The organism is Phaeobacter sp. HF9A, assembly GCF_011806385.1.
Lineage (GTDB): Bacteria > Pseudomonadota > Alphaproteobacteria > Rhodobacterales > Rhodobacteraceae > Epibacterium.
Map to the genome: position 1 here is coordinate 1 of NZ_JAATOX010000009.1, position 16231 is coordinate 16231.

Consider the following 16231-nt stretch of genomic DNA (forward strand, 5'->3'; position numbering starts at 1 on the left):
CCGAGGCTCACGTTTGCGGCGCTTTCCGGCAGTTCCTCGTCAAAGCAACGCTGGTAGAATTCGGCCACGGTCTGGCGTTCCAGCTCGTCACATTTATTGAGGAAGGAGAGGCGGAAGGCATAGCCGATGTCGCGGAAGATCTCGGCGTTCTGGGCCCAGTTGATCACGGTCCGGGGCGACATCACGGTGGAGAGATCGCCGTTCATGAAGGCGGTGCGGGTGAGCTCGGCGACGGTCACCATGCGGGCGATATCCTTGCGCCCCTTTTCGGTGTTGTAATGCGGCGCCTTGGACAGGACGATAGCGGTTTCCGCGTCATGGCTGAGGTAGTTCAGCGTGGCCACCAGCGACCAGCGGTCCATCTGGGCCTGGTTGATCTGCTGGGTGCCGTGATAGAGCCCGGTGGTATCGCCGAGACCAACCGTGTTGGCGGTGGCAAAGAGGCGGAAGAACGGGTTCGGGGTGATGATTTCGTTCTGGTCCAGCAGCGTCAGCTTGCCGTCATGTTCCAGCACGCGCTGGATCACGAACATCACATCGGCGCGACCGGCATCATATTCGTCAAACACGATCGCAACCGGGTTGCGCAGCGCCCAGGGCAGGATGCCTTCGTGGAACTCGGTCACCTGTTTGCCGTCGCGCAGTTTGATCGCATCCTTGCCGATGAGGTCAATCCGGCTGATGTGGCTGTCGAGGTTCACCCGCACGGAGGGCCAGTTCAGCCGCGCGGCGACCTGTTCGATGTGGGTGGATTTACCGGTGCCGTGATAGCCCTGGATCATGACGCGGCGATTGTGGCCAAAGCCGGCGAGAATCGCCAAAGTGGTGTCGGGGTCGAACTTATAGGTCGGGTCCAGCGCCGGAACCCGGTCGGTGCCCTCGGCAAAGCCCTTCACAGTCATGTCTGTGTCGATGCCAAAAACGTCGCGGACCGAAATTGTCTCGGTCGGTTTTGCGTTCATATCCAGCAGGGCGTCGGTCATGGGTGTTGTCCTTGTCTTGTCAGTCTCGGGCGCGGGCGATGTGGCACCTGGCAGGTGGCCCGTCGGTCAATCTCGGGTCGCGTCAAGCGGTAATCGCGGGATTGGTGCCTGAACTTCCGGGGAAGGGCAAGGGAAAGTCGCGTGTTGATACGTTGTGCGGCGGCGATGCTGGCATTTTGCCGGAAAACGGGCAGCGGGCCGCCGGATCCCGCTGGGCGGGCGAGCGAGAGCGTGATCGGGCGCCGCAAAGCGCCCGATACGTTGGTTCTGTCTTGCCTGGGTAATGTCTTGCGTCCAGGTGCTTCAGAAGGAGGCGTAGAACCCGGCCAGCAAGGTCTGGTTCCAGCGGTTGCCGTTCAGGCCCTGATGGCGGGTGTAGCTCAGGACGAACTGATGGCCGGATTTGGTCATCATGGTCGCGCCGATCGAGCCGACCACATAGGTGGGCTCGTCCACAAATGCATTCAGGCTGTTGGTGTATTCATGCTCAAGGCCAAGCGAGGCATTCCAGGCCCATTGCCCGGGGGCGGCCTTTTGTTGCAGCCCGAGGCTGGCCCAGAGCATGCCGTACTCTTCGCTGTCGCCGTTCACGCCGGCGGAGGTGGCGCCAAAGCTGTCGACGGTGGCTTCGATGGAATTGTGCTGGAAATTGGCACCCAGCACCGGCTGCAAGAGCCAGCCTTCGGGCACCGCCGCGATCTGGCTGCTGTCATAGGTGCCGACCAGCTCCATCTGGGTATAGAAACGATCATCGCCCTGCACATGCTGATAGCCGATGGCGGGAAGCTTGAGGTCGCTCTCGCCCCAGGAATATTCGGCCCGCGCGGCGATGCCCCAGCTGGGGCTGAACTTATGCAGCACATCGGCCCGGATCCCGTAGCCATCGCGCAGCACCGTGCTGGAGCCGACGGTTTCCACATCGAAACGCTCGGCAAAGGCGCCGATGCTCAGCATCGTGTCCGGGTTGGGAAAGGTCATATATTGCACCATACCGCTGGGGTTGGTGGCATCTTGTTCGACCAGGTTGGGCTGTCCGTTGGGCATGGCCAGGTTGCCGCTGAAGCGGAGGTAGGATTTGCCGTCGGGCAGGCCTTTCAGCGCCGAGAGGATCGCAACGGTGTCGGTGCTGCCGTCTTTGAACCCGGTGGTGGGGCCAAAGGGGGCGGTGGCGGCGGCGATGGTGCTGCGGGACAGGCCGATGCGGCCCTGGGTGGTGCCCCATTGCTCGTTTCGATAGAACGAGGCCAGCAATCCGGCCTGACCGAGGTTGATCTGCGCCAGCACGCCCGGCGGCAGTTGCGGCGCGCCCGGGGGCGGGCCGTCCTGCGCCATAACCTGTCCGGCCGTCAGGCCGCAGGTCAGCGCGGCGAGCATCAGGGGTGTTGAGAGTTTCATCGTGTCCCTCCTCCATGTTGGGTCTGTGTTGGATCTCTGTTGGGTGTCCGCATGGACGGGCGGCATAGCACCGCCGGCCTACCGCCCGAGGCGGGCGGTAGTTTTTTGTTTTTATTTTGTTATTTTACTTTATTGGCCCGGGGTCAGTCGGGCAGGGTCGGGGACCGGAAACCGCCAAAGGCGGCATCACAAAGCTTGGTAAAGGCCAATGGGGTGCGGTCTTCTTGTAGGGGGCCGATGATCTGCACCCCGGCGGGAAGACCGTTCAGCAGCTCCGGCAGCGGGCGCACGGTGGCGGGCAGATGCGCCAGCGTCGCCAGCCCCGGCCAGTAGAGGTTTTCCATATAGGGGCGGCTCTGCCCGCCGACCTCCAGCACCCGGTTCATCTGGGGGGCGGGGCCGTGGCCATCCTCGATCTGATGCGCAAAGGCGGTGCCCATGGCCACCGGGCAGAGCAGCACGTCATAATCGCGGAACCAGTCTCCCCAAGCGGCGATCAGATGCGCCTGACGTTCGGCCAGACCGGCGAAATCGGCCATGCTGGCGCGCACTGCCGACGCGACCTGCCGCGCCAGGCTACCCTCGGGATGGGTGGCGGCGGCGGCGTCAAAGGCCTGAAGCTCCGGCTCCGGCATGCCGCCGCCGATCACCGCAAAGAGCATGTCGATATAAAGCGCGGCGCTGCCCTCCATATGGGCGGGCGGGGCCGAGAGCTGGGTCACCTGTGCGCCCTCACGGGCCAGCGCCTGACCAAAGGATTGAAGGGCGGCGGCATAGGCGGGATCGACCGGGAAGCCCTCGGTCAGAACGGCCACGCGGAACTGCGAAAGGCTCTTGTGGCGCGGCGCGGGCAGCTGGAGCTGCCAGGCGCCCTGCGGTGCGGCGGTGAGCAGATCCAGCGCCAGTTCCAGATCCGCGGCGGAGCGCGCCAGCGGGCCACAGACCGCCAGCGGCGCGGGCGCCAGCGCGCCGGGCATCGGCGGAATATGACCCTGGCCGGGCACGATGCCATAGCTGGGCTTGTGCCCCCAGACGCCGCAATAATGCGAGGGGATGCGGATCGAGCCGCCGATATCGCTGCCCAGTTCCAGCGCGGTGAACCCGGCCGCCAGCGCCGCCGCAGAGCCGCCGGAGGAGCCGCCCACGGTGCGCTGCGGGTTCCAGGGGTTGCGGGTCAGCCCATAGATCGGGTTGTAGCTTTGGTGGTCGGAGGCGGCGACGGGCACATTGGTCTTGCCATAGATCACCGCCCCGGCCTTGCGCAGCAGGGCGACCGCAGCGGCATCGCGCGGGGCGCGGTATTGCGCCAGTTCGGGAATGCCGGCGGTGGCGTGGAAACCTTCGACCTCATAGGTATCCTTGATCGTCATCGGCAGGCCATTGAGCGGGCAGCTGGCATCCGCGCCGGCGGCACGGCGCGCATCGGCGGCGCGGGCGGCCTCCAGCGCGGCCTCGGGGTTGACCTCGACCACCGCGTTGATCTCGCCGTCCAGACGGGCCTGGCGGGCCAGTTGATGTTCCAGCAGCTCCACCGCGCTGATATCGCCAGCGCGCAGTGCTGTCAGGGTCTCGGAAGCGGTCCAGGAATGGGGCTCAGATCTGTCCATGTTTATGCCTTGCTCTTTGTCGATGTGGTGAATGCGGCCCGGATGCGGGGGGCGAGCGCCGGCCAAAGGCCGCGTGGCGCCAGCAGCAATACGATCACCGCAGCCGCCCCCATGACGATCCAGTATTGGCCACCGGAATAGCCCGCCGCTGTCATCGCCTCGCGGGCGCCGATCAGGATGATCGTACCAAGCGCCGGACCGGTCAGCGTGCCGAGCCCGCCGATGACGGTGACGAACATCATGGTGATCATCCAGTTGATCTGGAAGGCGTCCTGCGGCGTGATGTACAGCGAGGTGATGTAATACAGCCCCCCCGCCGCCGAGGTGCCGGCTGCGGTCAGGCAAAACAGGATGAGATGCAGCCGTTTGACATCCACCCCGGCACTGGCGGCGGCGGCCTCGTTTTCGCGCAGGGCCAGCGTGGCCAGCCCCAGCCGGGTCCGCAGGAAGACACGCAGCGCCACCACCAGCGCCACTGCGCCAAAGGCGGCAATGGCAAAGGCGGGGCGTTCCGGCTCGCCGCTCAGCATGGTGCCGCCGGGGCGCAGGGTCATGCCGCTGGTGCCGCCCAGCCACTGGGCCTTGGCGGTGAGCTGCATCAGGATCTCGGCGACGACCCACATGCCGACGGCGAAATAGGCCTGTTTGAGGTGAAACATCACCAGCCCGAGTGGGATCGCCAGCAGCCCGATCAGACAGGGCACCAGCGCCAGCACCAGCCACAGCGGGATCGCGGTGTGATTGGCGATGTAAAACAGCGTATAGGCGCCGAGCCCGACAAAGGCCTGATGACCCAGTGACATCTGACCGGAGAAGCCGGCAAGCAGGTTCCACATCTGCGCCAGCAGAAAGATCACCAGCACTTCACAGAGCAAAAACAGCAGACCGGAGTCTATGAACAGGGCGCCGAGGATGGCAGCCATCAGCCCAGCTGCCAGCACAAGCAGTTCCGAGATACGGATCATGAGAGCCTCCCCGAGATGGCGCGCAGCACCAGGATGACGAAAAAGACGAGATGCACGTAAAGGAGCCCGGCATTGCCGTCGAAACGGGCGCTGACCACCTGGGTCATGCCCAGCAACAACCCGGCCCCGAGCGCGCCGCGGATAGATCCGATGCCACCCAGCACCACCACCTCGAAGGCGATCAACAGATGCGCCACGCCGGAAAAGGGAGAGACGCTGGCGCGCATCGCCAGGAGCACCCCGGCCAGCGCCGCAAGCCCCGCCGAGAGGGCAGCCACCTGCGCATGAACGCGGCGGATACGAATGCCCATCAGCTCGGCGATTTCGGGCCGGTCCGAAAGCGCGCGCACCTGGCGGCCAAAGCGGGTGCGAAAGATCAACAGCGCCAGCCCGCCAAAGGACAGCAGCGCAATCCCCAGCGTCAGCAGCGGCAGCAGGCCAAGAGAGAGCCCCCCAAAGGTGACCCGGGCCTGGCCCAGCCCACCGATATCGAGACCGCGCAGATTGGCGCCGACGCTCTCCACCAGCGCGTTGCGCAGGATCACCGCCAGACCGAAGGTCACCAGCATCGCCACCATCGGATCGCGAAAGGCCATGGCGCGTTCCACCGCCAGCGCCTGCATCGCGACGCCGAGAGCGGCACAGCCCAGAAAGGCGCCCGCCAAGACCAGCGCCAAGGGCAGCGCGGGAAACAGTGAAATCATCCCGACGGCCAGAAAGGCTCCGATGGTGATCAGCTCGCCCTGGGCCAGGTTGACCACCCGCAGGATGCCAAAGCTCAGCGCCAGCCCGACGCCGATCATGCCGTAGAGCCCACCCAGGGTGAGCCCCTGAAACAGAAGTTCGATCATCATCATTGTTCTGTTGCCACTCCGAAATAGGCGGCCTTGAGCGCGGCCGCGGTGACGCCCTGTGCGGCGCTTTGATGGGACACGCGCCCCTCCAGCAGGCAGACCACCTGATCGGCGGCGGCGCAGGCGCGGCTGACGTCCTGATCCACGATCACCAGCGACACGCCTTGCGCCCGCACCTGCGCCAGCGCGGCATAGACCTCGCCCACCACAAGCGGCGACAGGCCGAGCGAAATTTCGTCGCAGAGCAGAATGTCGGGGTTTGCGCTCAAAGCGCGACCGATGGCGAGCATCTGCTGTTGTCCGCCCGACAGGGTGGAGGGGCGTTGCAGGCGTCGCTCTGCCAGCACCGGAAACAGCGTATAGACGGTGGCAAGATCCCAGGGGCCCTTGCGCGCGCTCTGACCGACCAGCAGGTTTTCTTCGACGGTGAGGCTGTCAAACAGCAGCCGTCCCTCGGGCACCAGCGCCAGACCGGCGGAGGATGCGGCGCGCGGGTTGCCCCGGGCCAGCGGTTTGCCGTCGAGGGTGATCTCTCCCTGCCAATTGGGCACCAGGCCACAGAGCAGCCGTAAGAGGGTGGATTTCCCGGCCCCGTTGGCGCCGACAAGCGCCAGCGACTGCCCCGGCTCCAGCGCCAGCGACACATCGCGCAGCGCCTGGAACTGATCGTGCCAGGCGGAGAGGCTGTCAATGCGCAGAGATATCGTCATCGGGCACTCCCATATAGATTTCCTGAAGGCTGCGGTCGGCCCAGACCTCGGCAAATGGGCCGTCATGGGTCTTGGCGCCCTTGTCCATCACCACCAGTCGTTCGCAGGTGCCACGCAGGGCGGCGGGGATATGTTCCACCCAGACGATGGCGCGCCCCGCTTGCAGGCGGCGCACCAGCGCCATGATGGTTTCGACCTCCGGTTCGGTCAGCCCGGCGGCGATTTCATCCAGCAGCAGCAGGCGCGGACGGGCGGCGACCGCCTTGGCCAGCTCCAGCCGCTTGCGGTCCAGCAGCCCCAGCGCCCCGGCGGGCACGTCCGGGCGGGCGTCCAGCCCCACCATGGCGAGCACCTCGCGGCACCAGTCCTCGGCTTCGCGCTGGGGCAGGCGGGCCCCAAAGAGCGATGGCAGCAGCACGTTTTCGCGCAGGCTGAGGCGGCCAAAGGTCTGCGGGATCTGCGCGGCGCGCGCGATGCCTGCCACCACCCGCGCATGGGCCGGGACGCGAGAAATATCGCGCCCCTCAAAGCTCACCCGCCCGGCGCTGACCTGCTGATCCCCGGACAAGAGCGACAAGAATGTGCTCTTGCCCGCGCCATTGGGGCCGATCAATCCGACGCTCTCGCCGATGCGCAGCTCCAGATCGACCATGTCGACGGCCTGGATGGATCCGAATGTCTTGGTCGCGCCCTGAACCCGCAGCAAGACCGGTTCAGTCGCGCCCATCAGGCGGCACCCATCGGGATCATTTCGCCGTCCAGCGGTACAGCTGGCATGCCGGCGTTATGCACCACTTGCAGCTCCAGCGGGTAGGCGCCGCCGAGGGCGCGCCATTGGCCACCGACGATGCCCGTCGTCGCCACGCTCTTGATCGGGCTCTGGGCGAAGTTCACCGGGCCGATCACGGTTTCGGTGTTCAGGCTGGCGATGCCATCGCGCAGGGAGTCGGGGTCCAAGGGATCGGCGCAATTGGCGATCGCCGCCAGACCGACCTCCCACAGCGCATGGCCATAGCCCAGCGGCTGGGTCCATTGCCGGCCGGTTTCGCTCTCCCAGTCGGCGGCGAGCTGCGCGGCGGATTGACCGGTGATCGAAGAGCCAAAGGGAAAGCGCGGGGTCCACCAGACCTCGGTGCTCAGCCCGTTGGCGCTGGCCCCGAGCGCGGCAAGCGGGCCGGGGAACAGGAAGGCCGCCGCAATGGCGCCGGCCTTGGGGGACAGCCCCGCCTGCGCCACCTGGTTCCAGAACGGGATGAAGTGGTTGGGATACATGAACCCCGACAGGATATCGGTATCTGCATCGCGGAACTGGGCGATGGCGCTGGAGAAATCATTGGTCGCTTCCTGGAACTTACCGGCGGTAACTTCACGATAGCCGCCAGCCTTCAGCGCGCCCGGCAGACCCATCTCGGGATGCATCAAGCCTTGCCCGCCGGGGTTGTCCAGATAGAGCGTGCCGACCGTCTTATTGGTGTCGAGCATGTCAAACATCTGCACGAAATTCGCCAGAACCGTGTCGGTGCCGGAGAAGAAGTGGAACGTATAGGGGAAGCCTTCGACCGGATTGCCGCCGCGCGGGAACATCCAGCCCTGCCAGGGCACCATGGTGGAAATCGTCGGCACCCGGCGGGCATCGGCCAGCTCGCCCACTGCAAGCGCTCCGGCGCCGTCCTGCACCAGGATCAGATTGCAGCGTTCCCGCAGCACCAGTTCCTGCGCCACGGTGGCAGAGCGGTTTACGTCCGATTGGTTGTCACGGATCACCAGCTCGACCTGATAGGTCTTGCCATTGTGGCTGAGCCCATTGGCGAGATGCTGTTTGATGCGCGCAAGGGTCCAGTCCTCGGTCTCGCCAAAGGCGGCGCGGATGCCGGACAAGGATCCAATATAACCGATCTTGATGGTGGATCCGGCGGCGCGGACAAGGTTGGGGGCAAACATCGTGCTCGCGGCGGCCGCGGCACCATATTGAAGAGCCGTCCGACGGGACAGGCCCCGGCGGGTATCGTTATTGGTCATGATCTTTCTCCCTACATGCGGCAGCTGCACCGGGGTGCTGGTTCCTGTCGAACTCTAATGTTACCGCTGGTAACAGCTATCCACACTAACGTTTGAGCGGTCAACAATTTTTAGAGCACGGGGCGCAACTGCGTTGATCTGACTGGTTGCCTGAGGCTGCGACATTGCATAGATCTGGGGCAATCAGGCGGCTCATGACGGGGCGCGCCCAGACAGGAGGTGGCAGCTCCCGCCGCGAAAAAGAAAAATGAAAACCAATAGTTATCATCACAACGACCTGGCCAAGGCGTTGACCCGGGCGGCGTTGGATCTGATGGAGGAGCGCAACGGGCCACATTTTTCACTGCGCGAGCTGGCCCGTATCGTCGGGGTGACACATCCGTCGGTCTATCGGCATTTCAAGGATAAATCGGAGCTGCTCAATCGGTTGATGGACCAGGGAATCGACCGGATGCGCACCTATCAGCTGGCAGAACAGGCCGAGGCCCCGGATACGCCACTGGAGCAATTGCAGGCGCTCTGCACCGCCTATGTGCGGTTTGCGCGCGAGAATGCCGGGTTCTTCTCGTTGTTGTTTGACAGCTTTCACCATGCCGACTGTGATGTCGGGAGCCGGAAACGGTTCAATTCCGAAACGCTGGGCGCGCTGTTTTCGGCCATCGAACGCTGCCAGGAGGCGGGGATCCTCATTCCCGGGGATCCGGGGCGGATCGCTGGCTATCTTATCCTCGCGCCGCATGGGCTGGCGTCCTATACCGCGCGGGGGCTGGGGTTTGACCCTGCCGTGAACGACCGGCTGACCCTGATGGGGGTTAAAGAGCTGGCCTTTGTCGGGATCGCGCCGCTGCTTTGCAACCCGCCGGACCGCAGCGTGATCTCGGAGCTGGTCTTTGGTGCCGGTAGTGGCGGGCTGGCGGATCCGGACCCGGCCGAAGGGGCCGACCAATAGGCCGGCCCGAACAGGGATCCAGACGCGGGGGTTAAAGCGCGGAGCGCAGGCGTTCCAGGCTGCGTTCATCCACGAAACGCGGGGTGGAGCGCATATAGTCGGCAAAGGACTGCCCATAGCCCTTGAGCAGCCAGCGTTCCTCGTTCAGCACAAACAGGAAATAGAGCGCAAACAGCACCCCTGCGAGCGCCACGGTGATCCAGGACCCGGTGGTGATGCCCAGACCGACGGTGGCCAGCACGGAGGTCACATATTGCGGGTTGCGGGAATATTCATACATGCCACTGGTGACCAGCCCGTCGCTTTCGCAATAGGTATTGTCGAGCCCGAGGAACTTGTAGCCCCAGAGGGTGATCCCGAAGGCCACCACCATCACCGGCAGCCCCACCACATAGCGCAGCGGATGCCCCCAGCCGTTGACGCCGATCTCGGCGACGGCAAACACCACGGTGGCGCCGCAGAAGAGGCGAAACAGCCCAAAGGCCAGATGGTGACGCCAGCCCTCGGCGGCGGGCCAGAGACCAAGATCGGGGCGCTTGAGGCTGAGGCTGAGATGTCCGGCCAGTGCAAGGGCGGCAAGGGCTGCGACAATCAGGGCAATATCATGGAAGGTCAGGATGAGGTCGTACATGGCGGCGTCGGATCCCTATTTTGAAAGGCATGGCACAAATCTGCGCGGCCGGGCCGGACCCGGCGCGGTTTTCGCCTAGCAAGTCAATGTAACAGGAACACGGCTGTTGCGGTTGCACCGGTGCAGAGCGGCCCGCCTGCGGGGCCGTTCCGGCGGTTGCGTCAGACGATCAGAATTGATCGCCCGGTGCCCAGGACATGGAATGGATCGCGTTCCAGTCCTCTGCGCCGTTTGACTGGGCGAACCACACTGTCAGGTTTTCCTCGGAGGAGAGCGCCCAGGTGGCCTCGCGAATGTCCGGCGGATCGTCCTGCCTGCGGGCATCGTCAAACAGATTGGTCAGCTCGACCCGGAATTCCGGCACCACCGGGCCGAGGCTGAACTGGTCTTCGGCTGTCGGTGCGCCCAATTTCTGGCGCACGTCAGCAAAGGATTTGCCAAGCAACTCCGAACCCTGGCTGCTGCTTTCCATAGTGGTGTCTCCTTTTGAGTTCCCCGGGGCGCACCCTGTGGCCGCAGAGGCGAATGCAGCCGCCAGCACAGCGGCCAAGAGGGAGGGGGCGATCCGGCTCACTTCACGCTCTTTACTGAAAATGTCGTGTCCGGGATCATCTTGTTCAATTCGTCCACGAGGTGTTTTGCGTGGCGTTTCTTGACCTGATTGCCGAGGTTCATGATGGATTTCTTATGCGCGTGAAAGGCATTGGAGGCCTTGTATTCATCGGGCTGGCCGATGGCATGGCCGAATTCATGCGCCGCCACATCCATCTTGACCCCGCCACCGGCGCCCTTGTCCTCGGGTTGCAGGTCTTCGGTGTCCAGGGTGATTTCCTGCTTGCTCCAGTTCACCTTGGAGGTATTTGAGCCGCCCTTGGGGATCTTGAGGGCGAAAACCGTCCAGTGCTTGCCCTTCTTGCGGGGATCGACGTCAAAGAAAACGGTGAAGGTCTTATCCTTGAAATATTTGGCGAAGTCCGAGGTGCCGGAGACCGCCAGCACGAATTTTCCGCCCCAGGCCTTGCGAATGATCTTTTCGGTTTCCTTGTGGAAATCCTTCTGTTCCTTGGAAGTCCATTTCTTCACCGCGCCCTTGGTCTTGAAGATGTAATGCCAATATTGCCGCACCCAGATCTTCTGGTTGGCGCCGGTGAGCTCAAAATCCATGCGCTTGGTCTTGCGGGTGTAATCCATCTTGGCGGGTTTTGCGGGGCCGCTGAGGGCCGCCTTGAGCGCGGCGAGGGTGTTTGGCCCGGCCAGCCCGTCCACCTTGAGTGGCGGGTGGCGTTTCTGGAAGTCCCGCACGGCAGCTTCGGTCAGCGGGCCGAAAATACCATCGACGGCCAGTTTGGGTTTTGCATTTGCTTTGTTCAGATCGGCCTGAAGGCGCTCGACGTCTTTGCCCTTCGACCCCTGCTTCAGTACTGCCACTGGAGTGATCCCTAGACGATGAATAAAAACATGTGATGCGCGAAAGTCGTTGCGAAACAGACCCGGAAACCGGACGACGCGCGCAGAGAAAACAACGGCCGGGTGGAGTAATAATAATACCCGGTCATGATCAAGCATGGCAGATTGTGATGATTTTTTCAAGTCAGGCGCAGCACTCTTGCGCCAGGCCCGCAGGTCCGCGCGCGGCGGTTCCCTGGGGGCCGAGACGCGGCAGCGGGCTGGCGGGCAAGAAAAAGCCGCCCGAACCATAGGGTTGGGCGGCGAGATCTGGCGCGGGTGCGCTTACTTGAAGCTGCGGCTGTCCTTGACTTGATCCCAGGCCCACATGACCTCTTGCAGCTGTTCTTCCTGGCTGCGGTCGCCGCCATTCATATCCGGGTGCAGCACCTTGATGAGCTTTTTGTAGGCTTTGCGAATCTCGGCCTTGGTCCAGTCGTCGCGGGCCTCCAGGATCTCCAGCGCGCGGCGCTCGGTGGGCGGCAGGCGACGGCCGGACTGCTGGCCGCTCTTGCCCGGGTTGCGGGTGGCGTTCTGGCCCAGCACCTGATGCGGATCCTCGATGCCCAGACGCGCCCAGGCGCGGGCCTCGGGGTCGGTCATCGGTTTGGTCTGGCGTTCCCAGACCTTGTCCTTGGAGGCCTGCGCGTTCAGTTCGGCCTCGGTGGTGCCTTCAAAGAAGTTCCACTTTTGGTTGTATTCGCGCACATGCTCCTGGCAAAACCAGAAGAAATCATCCAGAACATCCGGTGCCTTGGGGGCGCGGAATTTACCGGGCTCGTTGCAACCCTCGTGATCGCAGACGCGCACGGAGGTCTCTGAGGCCCCGGAGACGCTGCGCCGCCCACGCGGATTTTTCTTCTTCGCGGAGCGGACGGACATATCGAAACCAAAGGGATCGGACTTGGTCATGGGGGAGCACCTTCTAGACGCATCTGTTCGACTCGGAGGCAGCAGTTTAGTCTAACGGTCGAGAGATAAAAGGGGGGCGGGCGCAGTTTTATGGACAACGAGCGGACAACAGGCGGAGCGACGTAGATATGAGCGTAAGAGACGAGATCGAGAGGGCCTTGCAGGCGGCCTTTGCGCCGAGAGACTTGCAGGTGGTGGACGACAGTGACAGCCATCGCGGCCATGCCGGGCACGATGGCCGGGGCGAGAGCCATTTCAACGTGAGGATCCGGGCCGACGCCTTTGACGGGCTGTCGCGGGTGGCGCAACATCGGGCGGTGCACAAGGCGCTGGGCGATATCGTGCCACGCATTCACGCGCTGGCGCTGGATATCGGCGCCTAGGCGCTTTCGCAGGGCCGCGCTGGCCCTGCGTTCGGCCTGATCTAGTCGTCGCTCTTGCCGCGGCTGGCGCGTGCCTTGAGCGCGGCGGTGACGCCGGAGACCGGGCTCAGCTCCTCGACCCCGTCGTCAGAGACCATGCGGCGGGCCCCGGCGCCGGGGACCTGTATGGCATCCGGCGGCGCTTCGGGGTCGCCTGCGGTGGCGGTCAGCGGTGCCGGTTCCGGCGCGTGCCGCGCTGCGATGCTGGGCGTTTCCGGTTTTGCCTGCACCGGGGCCGCGGCTTCGACGGTTGCGCTTGTGGCCGCGTCTGGCGCGGCCGCGGCGGCAGGGGTTGGCTCTGTGTGGCCAGCGTTGGCAAGGGGGCGGCGAAACACCAGAAGGTTGCGCCAGCTGGTCTTGGTGCCCGTGAGGCCGGAGCGTTCCTCGGAGGGCAGCATCTCGGCGCGCTGGAATTCCCAGCCCTGGGCGGCCATCTCGTTCAGCACCGCCTCGATGCCATTGGCAAAGCGCGCTTCGGGCGTTTTCACGCCGCGCGCCTTCTTGCCTCGGTTGGGGGCGGGCACAACTTTATATTCGTAGCTTTGCATCACTGCGTCCTGTGTGATCCTAGGCGGCCCTCATACAATGTTGTGCCGCGCTGAGAAAGAGCGGATCGCCCTCAGTCCTCGCTGGCGGTGGCGGGGATTTGCCCAGCCGCGCGGGCCGTCAGGTTCAGGCACATCTGCGTGGCAAGCGCCATGTCCTGCACCGAGATCCACTCCAACGGGCCGTGAATGCACTGCATGCCGGTGAAGAGATTCGGCGTCGGCGTGCCGAATTCGGTCAGCCGGGAGCCATCGGTGCCACCCCGGATCGGCACCGAGAGCGGCTCGATCCCGAGATCACGGCAGGCGTCATTGGCCAGCTCCACCGGGGTCATGTCCTTTTCCAGCCAATAGCGCATGTTGCGATACTGGTGGCTGATCTCGCAGGTGATCACGGCGCGCGGCTCCGTTGCGGCCACGGTGTCGCAGACGCTGCGCAGAAGCGCGCCCTTGGCTTCCAGCCCCTCCATCTCGAAATCGCGCAGGATGAAGCGGATCTCCATCTCGGAGGAGCCGCCGATCATATCGGTGGCGTGGATGAAGCCTTCGCGGTCGTCGGTGGTTTCCGGCGTCATGGTGGCCTGCGGCAGGGTCTGGATGATCTTGGCGGCCAGGTGAATGGCGTTGACCATCTTCTCCTTGGCAAGGCCCGGGTGGATCGACACGCCGGAGATCTTCACGATGCCACGATCAGCAGAGAAGCTCTCGTATTCGATTTCGCCCAGCTCGCCGCCATCCAGCGTATAGGCGAAATCGGCCTTGAGATCCTGTTGCAGCTGGGGCTGCACGCCGCGCCCGATTTCCTCGTCCGGGGTGAAGGCGAGCCGCAACGGCGGGCGGGGGGCATCGGGGTTTTGCAGGAGATGCTCGGCCATGGTCATCAGGATCGCAACGCCCGCCTTGTCATCGGCGCCCAGAAGGGTGGTGCCGGAGGCGGTGATCAGGTCATGGCCGATCTTGGTGGACAGATAGGGGTGATCTTTGGGCGAGAGCACCAGTTCGGGATCGTCGGGAAAGGTGATATCGCCGCCGTTGTAGCCCTTGATCACGCGCGGCTTGACGCCGGTGGCGTTGAACTGCGGCGCGGTGTCCACATGGGCGAGGAAGCCCACGGTGGGAGCCTCCGTGGTGCCGGGAATGGTCGCCAGAACAACGCCATAGTCGGTGAGGGTGACATCCTGCGCGCCCATCGCGGTCAGCTCGTCGCGCAACAGGTTCAGCATGTCGAGCTGGCATGTGGTGCTGGGCGAGGTCGGCGAGTTTTCATCGCTCTGGCTGTCGATGGCGGCGTAGCGGGTGAGGCGGGTTTCTAGGGCATCCGTGAAAGGCGTTGTCATCAATAAGCTCCTGCTGTTGATGGCAAGATTGCGGAGCAGCGCGGGGAGGTCAAGCGCCCTTGCCGTGTGGCGCGCGCCGGGGCAGTGTGGTCGCATTGGATGGTGCGGATTTGGGCAGGCAATGGTGCGGGTTGAAGAGATTGTAGATCGCGAGAGTTTTGAGGCGTGGCTGGAGGAATTGCCAAAGGCGTGCCGAGCTCAAGCTTCCGTCGCCATCTCGACGCGTGCAGCGTTGAAAGCATTTCCCTTTTGGGTAGCAGAACTGGAGACTGATTGGGCCAGAGTGCACCAAGTTTCACCCTTCCCGATAGTTCGCTCTATTTTATTTGCTCAAGCCTTTTGCCATATTGGTTTCGTGGGAGAGAAGGTTTTTGAACAAGCTGCTGCTGGCATTGGAGCAGTTGCTGACCACGGAATGATTGGAGCGCACGCATACGAAGCAGCCTATATCGCTCAATGTGCTGTTAACGCGGCTGCCGAGCCGGAGAATTGGCACTATCTTGCCGCGAACGTTGCGAGCGCTGTAGGCGCATTGGGAACATACAATATTTTGTGGCGCGAAACACAATTGGATTGTTTTGCTAGGGTTGATACGTTTGAACAACGACTATGGTCCGAGCATCCACCAAGCGAGATTGCAACCGCCTGGACCACTGGGCGGACATGGATGCAAGCCCGACCCGGCTATGGCTTCTGGATCCGCTGGTATGAGGCCGCGCTTGCTGGTCGCCCGCTGACCGGAGATTGGCAGAGCCATTGGCAATTGATGTATGACGTCGCCCTGATTGATCCTGCGGATTGGGACAAGGGCGCGGAACATGTGGCAGGGGTGATTGACCTCATTTCCCAAAAACAGGCGTTGCAACGGGACTTCGCCCAGATCAAGCGCGCGTTGGAGCATGAGATTTTCAACGCTGAAACCCTTGGACAGCACCGCGACAACCTTCCCGATGATCTGCCGCCCTCGCGCGTCGTTCAGTATCGGGCGCAGTTGCGAGAGGTTCTGGAGGAGTTGGAGGCGGTTGAGGCCGCGTTGAAGCCTCCGGTCCCGGATGCGGAGGTTTTGGAAGAGGCGACAGGGCGGCTGCGTGCGGTCTGGGCTAAAATCAAACAATATCCGTTGGCCGCTGGGTTCGTTGTGTTGATGGGAGCAGGCGTAACCGGAGCGGTGGGCCAATTGGGGGTGCGCGGCATGGATTGGGTCATCGACGAAGGCGTCCCAGCACTCCTCCGCCAGATAAAAGACATCAAGCCAAAGTCCAGTCCCCTAACTCAGCCATCCAAAGAATGGGAAAAGCCGCCCGTTGATGTTTAGAAGTTAGGGCCGCGCCCGACCTCGGGTGGGTGCGAAGCGCCCTCCCAGGGGGGAGGTCGGGCGCGGCCCGGTCTGGCGACCGGGCGAGACGGAAACAAAAAAAAGGCGCCCCGGATAGAGCGCCTTTTGTAATCGTTGTGC

At 63.6% G+C, this 16231-nt stretch carries 17 protein-coding genes; 3 read left to right on the forward strand and 14 right to left on the reverse strand.

From position 1 onward, the window contains the following. The 8 genes from cobS to HCZ87_RS02865 form a co-directional block, all read right to left on the reverse strand. Nucleotides 1-983: cobaltochelatase subunit CobS (gene cobS / locus HCZ87_RS02830; protein ID WP_167642261.1), on the reverse strand; the 983-nt coding region annotated here is incomplete at its 3' end. 303 nt (nt 984-1286) lie between these two features. After that, nucleotides 1287-2378 carry an autotransporter domain-containing protein gene (locus HCZ87_RS02835; RefSeq protein ID WP_167642262.1) on the reverse strand — a complete coding sequence of 364 codons (1092 nt, stop codon included), beginning with the start codon at nt 2376-2378 and terminating at the stop codon, nt 1287-1289. A 143-nt stretch (nt 2379-2521) separates the two neighbouring features. Next, nucleotides 2522-3985, reverse strand: coding sequence for an amidase (locus tag HCZ87_RS02840; protein WP_167642263.1), 1464 nt, complete (start codon nt 3983-3985; stop codon nt 2522-2524). A gap of 2 nt (nt 3986-3987) precedes the next feature. Then, entirely contained in the window at nt 3988-4950 is a 963-nt protein-coding gene (locus HCZ87_RS02845) for a branched-chain amino acid ABC transporter permease (RefSeq protein WP_167642264.1), read from the reverse strand. Further along, nucleotides 4947-5804: a branched-chain amino acid ABC transporter permease gene (locus HCZ87_RS02850; protein ID WP_217701933.1), complete on the reverse strand. Its 858-nt coding sequence runs from the start codon at nt 5802-5804 to the stop codon at nt 4947-4949. The genes HCZ87_RS02845 and HCZ87_RS02850 overlap by 4 nt, the downstream gene beginning before the upstream one ends. Next, nucleotides 5804-6514 (reverse strand): ABC transporter ATP-binding protein, encoded by a 711-nt coding sequence (locus HCZ87_RS02855; RefSeq protein ID WP_167642266.1) that lies wholly within the window; start codon nt 6512-6514, stop codon nt 5804-5806. Before HCZ87_RS02855 ends, HCZ87_RS02850 begins: the two co-directional genes overlap by 1 nt. Further along, nucleotides 6492-7241: an ABC transporter ATP-binding protein gene (locus tag HCZ87_RS02860; RefSeq protein ID WP_167642267.1), complete on the reverse strand. Its 750-nt coding sequence runs from the start codon at nt 7239-7241 to the stop codon at nt 6492-6494. The genes HCZ87_RS02855 and HCZ87_RS02860 overlap by 23 nt, the downstream gene beginning before the upstream one ends. Next, nucleotides 7241-8533: an ABC transporter substrate-binding protein gene (locus HCZ87_RS02865; RefSeq protein ID WP_217701934.1), complete on the reverse strand. Its 1293-nt coding sequence runs from the start codon at nt 8531-8533 to the stop codon at nt 7241-7243. Before HCZ87_RS02865 ends, HCZ87_RS02860 begins: the two co-directional genes overlap by 1 nt. A 247-nt stretch (nt 8534-8780) precedes the next feature. Here HCZ87_RS02865 and HCZ87_RS02870 point away from each other — a divergent pair, with 247 nt between their 5' ends. Then, nucleotides 8781-9482 (forward strand): TetR/AcrR family transcriptional regulator, encoded by a 702-nt coding sequence (locus HCZ87_RS02870; protein ID WP_167642268.1) that lies wholly within the window; start codon nt 8781-8783, stop codon nt 9480-9482. Between the two features lie 31 nt (nt 9483-9513). On the opposite strand, the gene HCZ87_RS02875 is transcribed toward HCZ87_RS02870, so the two are convergent. The 4 genes from HCZ87_RS02875 to HCZ87_RS02890 all read right to left on the reverse strand — a co-directional run bounded on the left by HCZ87_RS02875 (nt 9514) and on the right by HCZ87_RS02890 (nt 12471). Then, nucleotides 9514-10113 carry an isoprenylcysteine carboxylmethyltransferase family protein gene (locus HCZ87_RS02875; protein WP_167642269.1) on the reverse strand — a complete coding sequence of 200 codons (600 nt, stop codon included), beginning with the start codon at nt 10111-10113 and terminating at the stop codon, nt 9514-9516. 169 nt (nt 10114-10282) lie between these two features. Then, nucleotides 10283-10585 (reverse strand): hypothetical protein, encoded by a 303-nt coding sequence (locus tag HCZ87_RS02880; RefSeq protein ID WP_167642270.1) that lies wholly within the window; start codon nt 10583-10585, stop codon nt 10283-10285. A gap of 98 nt (nt 10586-10683) precedes the next feature. After that, on the reverse strand, nt 10684-11541 hold the full coding sequence (locus tag HCZ87_RS02885; RefSeq protein WP_217701935.1) for a peptidoglycan-binding protein: 858 nt from the start codon (nt 11539-11541) through the stop codon (nt 10684-10686). Between the two features lie 303 nt (nt 11542-11844). Beyond that, a complete protein-coding gene (locus HCZ87_RS02890; RefSeq protein WP_167642272.1) occupies nt 11845-12471 on the reverse strand; it encodes a J domain-containing protein in 627 nt (208 codons plus the stop codon). 128 nt (nt 12472-12599) lie between these two features. Here HCZ87_RS02890 and HCZ87_RS02895 point away from each other — a divergent pair, with 128 nt between their 5' ends. Next, nucleotides 12600-12854, forward strand: coding sequence for a BolA family transcriptional regulator (locus HCZ87_RS02895; protein ID WP_167642273.1), 255 nt, complete (start codon nt 12600-12602; stop codon nt 12852-12854). A 41-nt stretch (nt 12855-12895) separates the two neighbouring features. Here the strand turns inward: HCZ87_RS02895 and HCZ87_RS02900 are convergent, their stop codons facing one another. Both HCZ87_RS02900 and pepT read right to left on the reverse strand, forming a co-directional pair. Continuing rightward, complete coding sequence (locus HCZ87_RS02900; RefSeq protein ID WP_167642274.1) at nt 12896-13441, reverse strand: DUF4177 domain-containing protein; 546 nt, start codon at nt 13439-13441, stop codon at nt 12896-12898. A 71-nt stretch (nt 13442-13512) separates the two neighbouring features. Continuing rightward, nucleotides 13513-14775 carry a peptidase T gene (pepT, locus tag HCZ87_RS02905; RefSeq protein ID WP_167642275.1) on the reverse strand — a complete coding sequence of 421 codons (1263 nt, stop codon included), beginning with the start codon at nt 14773-14775 and terminating at the stop codon, nt 13513-13515. Nucleotides 14776-14896: 121 nt separating this feature from the next. On the opposite strand from pepT, the gene HCZ87_RS02910 reads away from it, so the two are divergent. Next, nucleotides 14897-16090 carry a hypothetical protein gene (locus tag HCZ87_RS02910; protein ID WP_167642276.1) on the forward strand — a complete coding sequence of 398 codons (1194 nt, stop codon included), beginning with the start codon at nt 14897-14899 and terminating at the stop codon, nt 16088-16090. The last annotated feature ends 141 nt before the right edge of the window (nt 16091-16231 follow it).